Below are 14357 nucleotides of genomic sequence, written 5' to 3'. Positions count from 1 at the left end.
CTACATGATGATGCACTTAATATTTATTAAACGAATTATGAAGTTTAGGTAGTATATAAAGAAACGGCTCGGTAAATGAATTAATTATGAAGTTAAATTTGATAGAAAATTGGTATAAATAAGTAATAATTAATTCAAACTATATCTCGAATGCCGATCAACTTCTATGACAATATACTTTTATAGCACTCGTGAAGAATATGGTTGTTTCTCTAACTTTTCGCCCCACGGTTTTCAATTAGATGGATTGTATTGGTCAACCAGCGAACACTACTTTCAAGCGCAAAAGTTTGTGGATACACCTCATTTAGAGCAAATCCGCCAAGTTAAAACACCTAAAGATGCGGCAAGAATGGGACGTGAGAGAACCCGCCCACTACGTCAAGATTGGGAACAAGTTAAAGACGATATCATGCGGCAAGCTGTGCTATGTAAATTTCAAACTCATACAGATATTAGGAATATCTTACTTTCCACAGGCAATGCAGAAATTGTTGAAAACTCGCCCATCGATTTTTATTGGGGTTGCGGAGCCGATGGTAGCGGTAAAAATATGCTAGGAAAAATTTTAATGGAGGTGCGAGAGAGTCTGCACCATACATACAGCGCAGATGTTGATTGTAAAAGCGTTAAATGATGTGCTAAACAACCTGATGAAAGATACTTTCTAGTTTTGGGAACACTATATTTACCACCAGACTTCAAAGGAAGGGGTTGATGCCTAAAGGCGAATGGAATAATAGATCGAAAAATACAATTCCCCTACAATTACCTATAACATACTTAAAACCAGTGAAGCGTAATACAATTACTCATGAATTTGGCTCTGGTTCACATGCAGAAATACTACCTCCACAGGAAAATGATGACAATTTATCGGAAGCATCCAAGCTACTACGGCAAGGAATTCAACAGCAGCAAGCTGGTGAATTAATTGTGGCGTTGAAGTCTTTACAACAAGCTTTGGGGCTGTTTCAGGGAGTTGGGGATTTGCAAAAACAGGCACAGGCGCTTTCTTTTTTAGGATTGGTAACTTATAGCGCTGGAGACTATAAAGGTGCGATATCTTACTCCCAGCAGTGTTTGTCTTTGCTCAATAACACCTCAGATTTAGCATTGCAAATGCAAGCACTTTCCCATTTAGGAAATTCATACCGTCATTTGAATGACCATAACAAGGCTATTGAGTTTCTAGAAAAGTGTTTGAAAATAACGCAACAGCTGCAAGATAAACGGAGTCAAGTTGCAGCACTGAATAATTTGGGATTGGTGTATAAATCTTTGAGTAACTTTACACAGGCTATTGAGTATCAGCAGCAAAGCCTAGAGATTGTGCGAGAACTTAAAGATAACTGGGGCGAGGAACAGGTACTCAAAAATTTGGGTAATGCTTGGTATGCTTTGAATAATTATCCAAAAGCGATCGCTTATTATGAGCAGTGTGTAGTACTAGCACGCTCCTTAAAAAATGTTCGCAGTGCTTCTCAGGTACTAAAAAATCTGGGTAATGCTTGTTATGCTCTAGGTGATTATACTAAAGCTATTAAGTATTATGAAGATAGGTTGCTCTTAGCCAGAGAAATTCAAGACAAACGTGGCGAGGAACAATCTTTAGGTAGTTTAGGAGTTGCTTGTGAAGCACTGGGTGACTATAACAAAGCAATTACATATTATGAACAACGTTTGCTCTTAGCTAGGAATATCAAAGACCGTCGTAGTGAAGAAGAAGCTCTTGATCGTTTGAGAGTCGCTTGCTATGCCTTGGGTGATTATGCCAAAGCTATGCAATACCAGCAAGGAACATCTTCAAATAGTTAAAAAGCAAAAGAAGGAAACAATTCAAACTTAAAATTACTCGGATAGATCCATTGGCCCCATTGTATTTTGTTGCTGGAGATATCTGAGAACCTCTGATGTATCAACTTGGGGAAATTCCGCGTAGAAATTACTCACACTCCAAAAGGGTTCTGGTGTTTCCAAGACGATTGTGCGATCGCCCCACTGTTCTAACCAAGGTAGCAATCTTTGTGGTGCAACTGGAGTACATAGCCAAACTGCTGCTGGAGACAGTGCTTTGATAGCAGTTGCCGCTACTGCTATTGTCATTCCTGTAGCAATGCCATCATCAACTAAAATAGCCGTAGCATTCTCGGCATTCACCTGCGGACAAGCAGTAATTAATTGAGCCTCAAGAGACTTAGCTTGGATGATAGCTTTATTTAAAGCCACTTCGCGCAACTTTGTATCATCTTTAAACCGAAATAGCTTTTGATCAGTCCAAAGAACATTTCCGTAAGTAGTCACTGCACCAATTGCTAACTCTGGGTTTTCTGGATGGCTAATCTTTTTCGCTACAACGATTGTCAACGGACAATCCAATAGACGTGCTATTGGTGCTGCTACTGGTATACCCCCTCTTGGCAAAGCATAAACAATTGGTACAGGTTTTATCCCAGAAGCAATAGTTTGCTGAGTCAAAACATCCTGAATCACTCGCGCTAATAATTCACCCGCATGGGTGCGATCGGCAAAAAGCGGGGTCTGTGACATGGGTTCCCCCCAGCATCTTAGGACGGCACTGCTTTTATCATGACTGAATTTTGTCTCAACTTAACTGATACAATAAGATTTTGTATAAATAATTAAGTATTCAGCAAAAGTCTATTTATTCAGATAAATCTGCAACCAGAGCAGTATTTAACTCAGATAAAACAGCTGGCGCTGATATCAAAATCCTAATTTTCATGAGCAGCGAAACTCAACTCAGCCTCTTCGACGACTCAACCTTTAACCAACGAGAACTAATTCCTACAGACGCTAAAATTGTGATCGCTCCCGGAACTTATTCCACCATAACGGAGTTGGCACAGCATTGCGATCGCTGCCACCGTTGTCCATTGGGAGACACTCGGACTCATGCTGTCGTCGGACGCGGTAATCTCAAAGCCCCAATTATGGTTATTGGGGAAGCGCCTGGTCAAAATGAAGACGAAACTGGTTTACCATTTGTAGGTAGATCGGGGCAATTGCTGGAGAAAATTCTGGCATCGGTGAATCTAACTACTGAGCATGATGTATATATAGCTAATATAAATAAATGTCGCCCGCCAGATAATAGAGTTCCTACTCCAACAGAAGTGGCGGCTTGTCTACCCTATTTACTAGAACAAATTCGTCTAGTTGACCCTAAAATAATCTTGTTAACAGGTGCAACTGCTGTCAAAGGCATCACTGGCGATAAGCGAGGAATTACGAAAATTCGCGGCCAGTGGCTGGAGTGGGAAGGGCGTTTATGTATGCCGATTTTTCATCCTTCGTACTTACTGCGTAACCCTTCTAAAGAAAGAGGTGCGCCTAAATGGTTGATGTGGCAGGATATCCAGGCAGTGCGGGCTAAGTTAGACGAATTCCAAAATAACAATTAAACCTCGTCTACCTTGAGAACCGTAGTTTTGTCGGTTTGGTGCAGCGATCGCATAACCCAACATAAAATTTGGTGGTAATGTTGGGTTGCGTTTCACTCCACTCAACCTACTAGCGTGACTTCCATGACTTGAATCAAGCCCTGCTCAAGGGTGAATCGATGGCCCACGCGCTCATCGGCAAGAACTGCTCCAGCTAAGTCACGCACGACCTGATGCACATCGACCAAAATGCGCCCGCCCTCCTCCGAGTAAAAGGAAACTGGCTCGACGTGCGGATTGATCTCGCTCCATTGCTCCGTCCAGTAAGCGCGAACTTCTTCAGGTCCACGGACAAAACCGCCTTTGAACGCTTTCGGCCAAGCCACGTCCGGAGTCATGAGGGCAAGGGCAGCGTCAATGTCTCGTGCGTTGAAGGCCGCGTAAGCCGCACGGAGCAGTTCGATTTCTGGCGCAGGTTGATCTGGCATAAGAGGTATGGTGAAGGAGATGCCGCAGAGCATAACAATTTATTATACCGTTAAAGCTAAGTAGTGTTATCTTTGCGGGACACAACTACGCGCTAATTGCGCTCACTGTGGCGAGTTAGTACTGTCCACCAGGTATAACAATACCTAATTGCGATCGCCTGTTTTAATTGAGGTAGAAGCGATCGCAGCTGAGTTAAGTTAGCATTACATCAAATAAGTCAGGGAAATTAGCCCTTCTTTCAATTAAGTTATATTTTGATTAACAAATATTCCGCTAATGGATGGATAGCTTGCTGACAGCAAGAAAGGTAGGGGTGAGGTTCTAAGAACAACTCGTAAGCGCAGCACCACATTGATCTTCCTTTGTCAACCAACCTTTAACACCTTGATATTCAACCTGCGCCCAATCTCCCTGACAGCCTAACAATTTGACAGCCGTATTCGCAGGAATTGTTCTCACTTTTTGGCTTTCTTGACTATTACTACCATATAAATCTACGCCATTAGTACCGTAGCCCTGTGTTGTTAAACCTAACTTTGGCACAAATACCCATCCAGTTCCTTGAAAACCATTACTAGCATTAGTAATCTGTACCCAATCTCCAGTAGCACCAATAACTTGAACTGTTTCGTTGATGGGTATTTGCCCTAAAATTGTGTTATTTGTACTTGCACCACTCCGCACATTTAAACCTTGTGGATCTGTATCGGTCACGTAGGCAAGAATATCGCACTTTTGGGAATTAGTCGATTTCGCTAAAGCTATTTGATGAGCTATACCTGTATTTAGCATTACACTAATACAACTAAATACCAATCCTGTTACTAACTTTGATGGTGCCTTTTTCACTTTTTTTGTCATAAATTTGCTCAATTTTTTGCTTCAGTACCTAAGATTTGAGTTTAATTTCTATCTCATAATCTACCCAAGCAAATTAAAGATAAGTTTATAAAATACTTATCTAAAAATGATTTTAGTACTGTAATAACACTTTTAATTTTACAAAATTTAGTCCTGCGATGTCTACGACGGGCTACGCCTACGCTGACAAATGCAACACAACAACATCATTGAGTACTAAAATGTCAATGGTGTAGTTAACGCCAACAGTAAGTTCAAATTTCGGCAAAGATTCATTAAGTTATATGACTAAAAATACACATTTCATATCAACTAGCATAGTTCAAGAAATTAATAATTCCGATAATGTGAGTATTTTAGAATTAGACAAAGAAGAAATTATTAGCTTATTTAATGCTAATGGAATCTTACTTTTTAGAGGATTTGATGTTGATGTTGATATTTTTAAAGAATTTACCAATCTCTTGAGTATCGATTTTATAAATTATGCTGGTGGTGCATTCAGTAGAAGGGTAATTAATGGAGATGAGACTCTTTTAAGCGTCAATGACTTTAAATCTGAGATTAAGTTGCACGGAGAAATGTATTATCAGAAAAATATCCCACTTATGCTGTGGTTTTTCTGTGCTAATCCACCATTAGAAGATGGTGAAACTACGGTATGTGATGGTAGACAATTTTTTAATGAAATTAGTAGTTCAACCAAAGAGTTATTCAGCAAAAAGAAATTAAAATTTAATGTTCGGATATCTCAAGAGGACTGGCAGAAAAAATACCAAACAGATGATTTGAATCAGCTAGAAGAAATGTGTCGTAAAAATAATACGCATTTGACAGTCAATGAAGATCAATCGATTCTGCTTGAATACATTTCTCCAGCTATTATCCCTAGCAGATGTGGAAAATACCAGGTATTTATTAATAGTTTATTGCCTACAAAGCAGTTAAACCCAAAAATTATTAATTTTGAGGATGATTCAGAAATCCCTGAAGAGGTTGTATCTGAACTGAATGAGATTGCTGAAAAAATAACCACAGAAATTTCGTGGCAAAAAGGCGATATTTTAATGATTGATAATACAAGAATACTTCATGGGAGAAGGTCTTTTGCTGATGATCAAAGAGATATTTATATCAGGCTATGTTCTCCAGCTTTTTCATTTTGATATTTTATTACGCCAGGTATCATTTATTTAAATGATACCTGTTATTACTGCATTATCTATCACACAATACGTTTTAGTTAATGGTTATTGGTGTAGATAATTTGTCTTTCAAGACGCGATAAATCGCGTCTCTACATTAGGGTTTTGTTGCTCTATCTAAACTGTATTGAGCTATAACAGGTTACTTCATATCATAGCCAAACAAATTGGGGTCTACTTCTCCTAACTGCAACTCTGCCAAACCATATTCCGCCCATCGTCTCTCAACCATCGCCGCCACATCTGGGTCAGATTCTAAGGGCGAACCCCATTCATGGTCTGTTTCTGGTGGAATCTTTGTAGTCGCATCAATTCCCATCCGTCCACCTAAGCCAATTTTTTCACTGGCAAAATCCAAGGTATCAAAAGGTGTATTTGGCAAAATAAACACATCTCGCACTGGGTCAACTTTGGAACTAATCGCCCACACCACTTGACGCGGATCGCGAATATTTATGTCTTTATCCACAACAATTACAAATTTAGTGTATGTAAATTGTGGTAAAGCACTCCAAAACGCTAAAGCCGCCCGTCGTGCTTGTCCGGGATATGCTTTATCAATGGAAATAATCGCTGCTTTGTAACTCAAAGCTTCCATTGGGAGGAAGAAATCGACAATTTCAGATACTTGTTGGCGCAGAATAGGGGTATAAATGCGATTTAGTGCGATCGCCATCATCGCTTCTTCTTTGGGTGGACGACCGCTAAATGTTGTTAAGTAAATCGGATTTTTTCGGTGCGTCATACACTCAAAGCGTACCAATGGCGAATCTTCCACGCCGCCATAATAACCCATGTGGTCGCCAAAAGGCCCATCTGGTAAGACTTCTCCTGGTGTAATTGTCCCTTCCAAGACAAATTCGGAATCGGCGGGAACTTCCAAATCTACAGTTTTACATTTCGCCAACTGCACACCAGAACCGCCATATAGTCCAGCAAACAGCCATTCTGATAAATCTACAGGGATGGGTGTAGCTGCTGCCATAATAATTAGAGGATCTACACCAAGTGCGATCGCTACTTCTAATTTCTTCCCACGTTCGGCTGCTTTTCGCAAATGCCTCGCCCCACCCCGCACCGATAACCAGTGAACCGTCATCGTATTTTTAGATTGTAGTTGCAAGCGATACACACCTACGTTTGGTGTACCCGTCTCACAATCTTTGGTAATTACTAGTCCCAGCGTGATAATCTTGCCAGCATCACCAACATAAGGACGTATCAAAGGTAACTTATTTAAATCTAAATCATTACCTTGAAGCACAACTTGCTGACAAGCGGGGAAAAAGTCTCGTCCTGGTTTCGCCTTCACCACATCAAACAATACTTTCCCAAAATCTATCGCCTGGGAAATCTTCTTCGGTGGTTTTGGCTGTTGCAGCATACTTAATTTTTTCCCCAGGGTTTCCAACTCCTCTGGATGCTGCATATTCATCGCCCAGCAAATCCTTTCCACAGTTCCCATCAAATTCACCGCCACCGGAAAGGAAGCGCCTTTGACGTTTTCAAACAACAACCCTGGGCCACCTTTTTGCAGCATCCGGTTGGAAATCTCAGCAATTTCCAATTCTGGGTCAACTAAAGCTGAAATGCGCCGTAATTGTCCCTTTTCTTCCAAAATTTTAATGAATCCCCGCAAGTCTCTCGCCATTGTTCTAATAAAGCTGATTATTTAAGAAGTGTGAAGCGCTTTCTTATATTATGAGGTATTGGGGATTGGGCACGAAGCACTTCGAGCCTGTCCTGAGCGTAGTTGAAGGGCGAAGCCGTAAAGCCTGCGGCATAGCTACGCTTAGGGCGCAGCCTCTCCAAGAGTTGTATTGGCATTGGGAAAGGACAAGGAAGAATGCGTTCAATAATTTTTTCTTGTCTCCTTGTCCTTCACTCCGTCATCTACCCATTTGAAAAATTGTTGGTTTTAATTGGAAATTAACCTATTTAGTCACTTTTCTTAACTGTCTTTTCCAAAGTATTTAGTTATTGTATCTAGGGATACGCATTTATTTTTTATAAATAAGCGCTAACCTAATCAAACATGGCCAGAATATACTATACCTTCCTGGCAGGCGGTTTTGTTATATGACCCCTGCTAGGTTTATTTATTACAAGCTTGTACTGTGCTTTATTTTGGGATTTTTCTGAATTTTTGTGAGTTTGCGTTAGTGTAGTCCAACCCAAGCATCGCCAACAGCATAAATTTTTGATCCTGACAAGGGGACTTTTAAAACATCCTCTGAAAATATGGGTATCTGAAACATAGCTGAAAATTGCTATTTATCCGAATTCACAAATTTTCTAGAATTTTAAAATATCTAATGATTCTTCTATTTCTAAATCTAATATTCTTTCTCGTGTATCTTTGAGTGCTTCTAGCTTACCTTCTTTACGATAGATATCTGATGCTTTCTGAAAATCTTCAATTGCTCCCTGTTTATCTGCTATTTCTAAACGAATATTGCCACGATTGTAATAAGCATCGGCATAATTATAATTAATTTGTATTGCTTGAGTATAATCTTCAATCGCTCTCTCAAAATCCCCTAAGTCAGAATGAGCATTACCACGGTTATAATAGGCATCGGCATAATTAGGATTAATCTGTATTGCCTGAGTATAATCTTCAATTGCTCCTTCAAAATCTCCTAAATCAGAACGAGCATTACCACGCTTTTTATAAGCTATGGCATCTTTTGGATTAATCTTGATTGCTTGAGGAAATCCCGGCTGAGAACCTAATAAATAACGAGCAATACCACGGTTTTTATAAGCATCAGCATAATGGGGATTAATTTTAATTGCCTGGGTATAATCCTCAATTGCTCCTTGATTATCTCCTATATGAGAACGAGCTTCAGCCCGGTTTTTATAAGCTACGGCAACATTAGGATTAATTCTAATAGCCTGAGTGTAATCATTGATTGCTTCTTCTAATCGACCTAGTTGAGACAGAGCTAAACCTCGTTTGTTGTAAGATTTAGCATCCTGAATATTCATCTGGATTGCCTGAGAATAATCTGCGATCGCAGCTTCATAATCACCTATTTGATAGTGAGTCAAACCTCGTTTATAATATAAATCAATATCGCTAGATGTAACTTTTAACGCTTTACTATAGTTAATGATCGCATTTGTATATTCTCCTTTTTCAAAATATTCATCCCCTAATTTTGCATAAAGTGTATTTAAATCTTCATTATTATTATATTCAGGTTGAAAAAAAGATTTGAGTAACTGATTATTGGTTGGCTTAGATAAAATTTCTTGCTTCGGAAGATATTTGTAAATTGATGGTTGTTGTCTAGAAGAATTATTTAGAGAAGATTGTAACTGTTCTAGATAGCACCATAAACCTCCACCATACAACAACTGGTCTATCCCAAAAGAAATTTTACCAGTCTTTAACTTAATCATCCGGGTTGGGAGAAAACCAGCCAAAAAAAGATGATACTGAGATTGTGCTTCACTTACATCTTCTTGAATCAAAATGCAAACTACAACTGCATTTTTTTCAACTTCTTCAGAACTGATTGACCATCTAACTCTATCAATATTACCGTGACGAGATTTAACCTCGATACCAATAGAGGGGTCAGAAGTCAAGGTAAAATCTATATTGCCATCGCCGCCGAATCGCTTTTCATAATCGACTTCGGTAATAAAATCTGCTAAACGTTCCTTGACAACTTCCTCACCCAACTTCCCTTTAAGATAGCTAATAAACACGTCACGGACTGGCGAAACACGCTTATATTTTTCAGCCATCAACCAGCAAAATTCCCGTAGTGCCTTTAATCTGTCTCCAGAGATTATAGTTAACTCGCTATATTGACCTTCGGTTTCACAATGAAGCAGACAACCAGATGTTAACCTTTTAATAAAATCAGACTGTAGCGATCGCAGTAGTGTAATCCAGTCCATTTATATTTCTGCGAATCTTTTGATGAGATTATTCTATTAAAATATCCAGTCGCCGTAAACCTTTTAATTAGCTTTGCAAAATTTATATCAGTTTAGGTGCGGCCATGTCTGATTATGCCAAAGTTTTGACTGCTAGGGAAGAGTGTAAGAGTGCGTAGGCGTAGCCCGTCGTAGACATCGCTGGGAGGATAGCCAAAAACGCTTATCGGGTCATTGAATCTCAACTCGTCCAAAATGCCGATTTGCGTAGGCGTAGCCCAACCTAGGCATCGCTTATATGATTTACCATGCGGGTTCGGCAGTTGCTTTCCAACGCAAGGCGACAGCAATGCCTGCCTCACCATTTTTCCTCCACCCACTTCAACTTCAAAGCATTACTGACCAATGGATAGCTATGAAAATTTGTTAAAAGTTATGAACTTTAAATCAAAATTATTTAATAAATAAATCATAATATTCAGTAATTTATAATTAACAATGTGCTTGGATATAAGCAAATATTAGGAATTTTTATATATGAATTACGATGCTTTCATTGTTCCACCAGGTTCAAAAATTTCTCTGAAAAAAAACTATGACCCAGCTTATAAAGCTGATTTTAATGAAAAAGCTGATGCTGTAATTAAATTACAGGCAGATATTGAGCGATTAGCGAATTACCAAAATATTCTCTATGCTCAGAACACCTACGCCTTGCTGATTATTTTTCAGGCAATGGATGCTGCTGGTAAAGATAGCACAATTAAACACGTGACCTCTGGGGTGAATCCGCAAGGATTTCAGGTGTTTAGTTTTAAGGGCCCCAGTGCAGAAGAATTAGACCATGACTACCTGTGGCGAACAATGAAGGCTTTGCCAGAAAGGGGTCGAATTGGGATATTCAACCGCTCATATTATGAAGAAGCGCTAGTAGTTCGTGTCCATCCAGAAATGTTAAGAAAGCAACAACTTCCTCATTTCCCTAATGGAAATAAGATATGGAAGCAACGCTTTGAAGAAATTAATAATTTTGAAAAATATTTAGTAGACAATGGTGTGATCGTTCTGAAGTTCTTTCTTAATGTTTCTAAATCAGAGCAGAAAAAACGCTTTTTAGAACGGATTGAATATCCTGAAAAAAATTGGAAGTTTTCAGATAGCGATGTCAAAGAAAGAGCTTTTTGGGATGATTATATGAATGCTTATGAAGAGGTTTTTAATAACACTAGTACAAAATCGGCCCCTTGGTATATTATTCCTGCTGATCGCAAATGGTTTACACGTCTGGTAGTCGCCAATATTATCTGCACAAAACTAGAAGAACTCAATCTGCAATACCCCATAGTTAGTGACGAACATAGGCAGCAACTTTTGGAGGCAAAACGCATTTTAGAGCAAGAAGATGAGCAAACAAGCTTAACAGACAAAGGCAAAAAATTAGTTTAAATATACTGTACAATTTATATAAAGAAAAGATGAGCAGTCGTAAATTTATTAATGCTCCCTGTAAATAATAAGTTTGGTTGGTACTTACAGCTGAAAAATCATGATTCAGATGGCAGAAGATGCCAAGAATAATCCACCCCACTTTACTAATGCTGCCTTTGATATTGTGGCGATCGCAGCCTCGGCAGGTGGTCTGACTGCTCAAATTAAAGTGCTATCGACTCTACCCTCAGAATTCCCAGCCGCGATCGTCATTGTGCAACATATTTCTCCTGAACATCCGTCATTCATGGCAGAAATTCTCAGTCGGCGCACGCATATTACCGTCAAGCAGGCACAGGAAGGAGATTATCTCACCCCAGGAACGGCTTACATTGCTCCACCCAATCGTCACTTGTTGGTTAACGATGACGGCACACTTTCCTTATCACAGTCGAAATTAGTACATTTTTTACGTCCTTCGGCAGACTTATTATTTGAATCGGTTGCAGCCACTTACAAAGAAAGAGCGATCGCCATTGTCCTTACTGGAACGGGTAGCGACGGCGCAATGGGAGTAGAAGCAATCAAAAAAATGGGTGGTACTGTCATTGTCCAAGACGTAAAGACCGCCGAATTTTCCGGGATGCCCTCAGCTGCGGTTCAAACTGGCAACGTAGATTTTATTCTCCCCCTAGATGAAATCTCCAGGGCTCTGGTGACTTTAGTCATGGGAGAATGTAACTAAGCTAAGAATTAGGGGGCAGAGGAAATATATTTTGGAATAAAAATGAGTCTTTGATACTCATTAATGAAGCTTAGAACTCCTTTAATAAGTAAGTTCGCGTAAATAATTGTCGTTGGGATAAGGCAATAGGCAATCTTGCTACAGGTATAAGGGTTTTAGCCTAGTTGATTTTTCTTTACATAGTTTGATTTTATTGTGCCAACTTACTTAAGCCTTTGATACTCGTAGACAAGTATAAAAACTTTACTCTTATGCCCCCTATCCCCTACGCTATACCTTATGACTTCCGCAGACAGAGATCCCAAATTTGAAAATCTACTGATTTATCTCAGACAAAGCCGGGGATTTGATTTTACAGGCTATAAACGCTCGACTTTGATGCGCCGAGTCCGCAAGCGGATGCAGTCATTGAACATAGAAAACTTTGAAGAGTATTTAGACTACCTAGAAGTTTATCCAGAAGAATTCAATTATCTTTTTAACACTATCTTAATTAACGTCACCGCTTTTTTTCGAGATTCATCAGCTTGGGAATACCTAGCAGAGGAAATACTGCCTAATCTGATTAGGAATAAAAATACTTCTGACCAAATCCGCATCTGGAGTGCTGGCTGTGCTTCTGGGGAAGAAGCTTACACTTTAGCAATGTTGATGGCTGAAAGATTGGGAGCAGAGGAATTTCGCCAACGGGTGAAAATCTATGCCACAGATGTAGATGAAGAAGCTCTCAACCAAGCTCGTCAAGCTACGTATTCAGCAAAAGATGTCCAGGCGGTATCTGATGAACTGCGGCAGAAATACTTTGAGATTGTCGGTAATCGCTATGTCTTCCGTCAAGACCTACGACGCTCAGTGATTTTTGGCCGTCACGATCTGCTTCAAGATGCGCCCATTTCGCGCTTAGATTTGCTAGTTAGTCGCAATACATTAATGTACTTTAATTCTGAGACTCAAGGGCGAATTCTGGCGCGGTTTCATTTTGCACTTAATGATACTGGTTATCTATTTTTGGGGAAAGCAGAGATGCTATTGATGCATTCTAGTCTCTTTACCCCAATAGACTTAAAAAACCGGATATTTAGTAAGGTATCGTCGGTTAATATACGCGATCGCCTCCTAGTTATGGCAAATTCAGTAGATGACGAATCTAGCAGCCGTGTGTCTCGACATTTACGGCTGCGAGACATGGGTTTCGACACATCACCAATTGCCCAAGTAGTCATTGATATCAATGGCTCTCTAGTAATGCTGAATGAGCAGGCACGGACTTTGTTTGCCCTTTCCCCCAAAGATTTAGCTCGTCCTTTCCAGGATCTAGAACTTTCCTATCGACCGATTGAATTGCGATCGCTAATTGAACGGGCTTATGCCGAACGCCGCCCTGTCAGCCTGACAAATGTAGAGCGCTATTTGTCTAACACAGAAACCCAATATCTAGATGTGCGAATTACACCTTTGCAAGAAACAGACACCAGTTTTTTAGGTGTTAGCATCTCCTTTCTTGATGTCACCCGTTATATTAAACTCCAAGATGCTCTGCAACGCTCCCAACAGGAATTAGAAACTACTAATGAAGAACTCCAATCTACCAATGAAGAATTAGAAACTACTAACGAAGAACTCCAATCTACCAATGAAGAATTAGAAACTACCAACGAAGAACTCCAATCCACCAATGAAGAATTGGAGACGATGAATGAAGAACTCCAATCGACTAATGAAGAATTACAGACAATTAATAACGAACTGAGTGAACGCACCACAGAACTTAATCACACAAATATTTTTTTGATATCTATTCTCAGAAGTCTCCAAACTGGAATAGTGGTAATTGACGGCAGCTTTAATATCTCAATTTGGAATTACATGTTAGAGGATTTATGGGGGCTGCGAACTGATGAAGTTCTAGGAAAGTCTATCTTCAGCCTAGATATTGGTTTACCCGTCGAGCAGTTGCGATCGCCCATCCGCGATTGCCTATCTGGTAAAAAACAATTTCAAGAAATGATGCTTGAGGCTACTAATCGTCGAGGTAGGCAAATAAAATGTTACCTGGCAATCACGCCGTTACTTGGGATGGATATACAGGGAGCAGTTTTAATGATGGCAGATGTAGAGAGAGTCCATAGTATGATTTCTAGTCAAGATATGGAGGAACGGCGGCAGCAGGAATAATTTACAGCAGTTTTCCTTTGCAATAAGTACAAAGAAAGCTACAAATTTTGATGTAGTTCTTGCTGGAGTTAGAAACTCTTTATTTATGATTTTGAGCCTTGAATTTTGTACCTAATTTACTAGTCACACTGAAAAAATATAGAGACTTAGTAC

At 39.7% G+C, this 14357-nt stretch carries 14 protein-coding genes; 7 read left to right on the top strand and 7 right to left on the bottom strand.

All coding sequences use genetic code 11. The annotated features are described in order from the left end of the window. Positions 1–166 precede the first annotated feature (166 nt). Both G1O98_RS08615 and G1O98_RS08610 read left to right on the top strand, forming a co-directional pair. Complete coding sequence (locus tag G1O98_RS08615) at positions 167–637, top strand: NADAR family protein (protein ID WP_163928432.1); 471 nt, start codon at positions 167–169, stop codon at positions 635–637. Positions 638–717: 80 nt separating this feature from the next. Next, entirely contained in the window at positions 718–1818 is a 1101-nt protein-coding gene (locus tag G1O98_RS08610; RefSeq protein ID WP_163928431.1) for a tetratricopeptide repeat protein, read from the top strand. A 33-nt stretch (positions 1819–1851) separates the two neighbouring features. Here the strand turns inward: G1O98_RS08610 and G1O98_RS08605 are convergent, their stop codons facing one another. Further along, positions 1852–2550 carry a phosphoribosyltransferase family protein gene (locus G1O98_RS08605; RefSeq protein ID WP_163928430.1) on the bottom strand — a complete coding sequence of 233 codons (699 nt, stop codon included), beginning with the start codon at positions 2548–2550 and terminating at the stop codon, positions 1852–1854. 194 nt (positions 2551–2744) lie between these two features. Between G1O98_RS08605 and G1O98_RS08600 the strand changes: the two genes are divergently transcribed. Continuing rightward, positions 2745–3425, top strand: a complete 681-nt coding sequence (locus G1O98_RS08600; RefSeq protein ID WP_163928429.1) for a uracil-DNA glycosylase — start codon at positions 2745–2747, stop codon at positions 3423–3425. Here the strand turns inward: G1O98_RS08600 and G1O98_RS40640 are convergent. From G1O98_RS40640 to G1O98_RS08590, 3 genes are all read right to left on the bottom strand, one after another. Then, on the bottom strand, positions 3399–3521 hold the full coding sequence (locus tag G1O98_RS40640; RefSeq protein ID WP_275941767.1) for a hypothetical protein: 123 nt from the start codon (positions 3519–3521) through the stop codon (positions 3399–3401). The genes G1O98_RS08600 and G1O98_RS40640 overlap by 27 nt on opposite strands. Positions 3522–3526: 5 nt before the next feature. Then, positions 3527–3892, bottom strand: a complete 366-nt coding sequence (locus tag G1O98_RS08595) for a nuclear transport factor 2 family protein (RefSeq protein WP_163928438.1) — start codon at positions 3890–3892, stop codon at positions 3527–3529. Positions 3893–4214: 322 nt separating this feature from the next. Next, positions 4215–4754 carry an SH3 domain-containing protein gene (locus tag G1O98_RS08590; RefSeq protein WP_163928428.1) on the bottom strand — a complete coding sequence of 180 codons (540 nt, stop codon included), beginning with the start codon at positions 4752–4754 and terminating at the stop codon, positions 4215–4217. Between the two features lie 284 nt (positions 4755–5038). Here G1O98_RS08590 and G1O98_RS08585 point away from each other — a divergent pair, with 284 nt between their 5' ends. Then, a complete protein-coding gene (locus tag G1O98_RS08585; protein ID WP_163928427.1) occupies positions 5039–5920 on the top strand; it encodes a TauD/TfdA family dioxygenase in 882 nt (293 codons plus the stop codon). A gap of 181 nt (positions 5921–6101) precedes the next feature. Here G1O98_RS08585 and G1O98_RS08580 read toward each other — a convergent pair whose 3' ends face one another. The 3 genes from G1O98_RS08580 to G1O98_RS08570 form a co-directional block, all read right to left on the bottom strand. Beyond that, a complete protein-coding gene (locus G1O98_RS08580) occupies positions 6102–7610 on the bottom strand; it encodes a UbiD family decarboxylase (protein ID WP_163928426.1) in 1509 nt (502 codons plus the stop codon). Positions 7611–8254: 644 nt separating this feature from the next. Then, on the bottom strand, positions 8255–9877 hold the full coding sequence (locus tag G1O98_RS08575) for a tetratricopeptide repeat protein (protein ID WP_163928425.1): 1623 nt from the start codon (positions 9875–9877) through the stop codon (positions 8255–8257). A gap of 92 nt (positions 9878–9969) precedes the next feature. After that, entirely contained in the window at positions 9970–10221 is a 252-nt protein-coding gene (locus G1O98_RS08570) for a hypothetical protein (RefSeq protein WP_163928424.1), read from the bottom strand. A 172-nt stretch (positions 10222–10393) separates the two neighbouring features. On the opposite strand from G1O98_RS08570, the gene G1O98_RS08565 reads away from it, so the two are divergent. From G1O98_RS08565 to G1O98_RS08555, 3 genes are all read left to right on the top strand, one after another. After that, positions 10394–11302, top strand: a complete 909-nt coding sequence (locus tag G1O98_RS08565) for a polyphosphate kinase 2 family protein (protein ID WP_163928423.1) — start codon at positions 10394–10396, stop codon at positions 11300–11302. A 100-nt stretch (positions 11303–11402) separates the two neighbouring features. After that, a complete protein-coding gene (locus G1O98_RS08560; RefSeq protein ID WP_163928422.1) occupies positions 11403–12029 on the top strand; it encodes a chemotaxis protein CheB in 627 nt (208 codons plus the stop codon). 279 nt (positions 12030–12308) lie between these two features. Next, a complete protein-coding gene (locus G1O98_RS08555; RefSeq protein ID WP_163928421.1) occupies positions 12309–14204 on the top strand; it encodes a CheR family methyltransferase in 1896 nt (631 codons plus the stop codon). The last annotated feature ends 153 nt before the right edge of the window (positions 14205–14357 follow it).

The organism is Nostoc sp. UIC 10630, assembly GCF_010747425.1.
Lineage (GTDB): Bacteria > Cyanobacteriota > Cyanobacteriia > Cyanobacteriales > Nostocaceae > Nostoc.
Note: the sequence above shows the minus strand (reverse complement) of the source record. Positions and strands in the feature narration are given on the sequence as shown.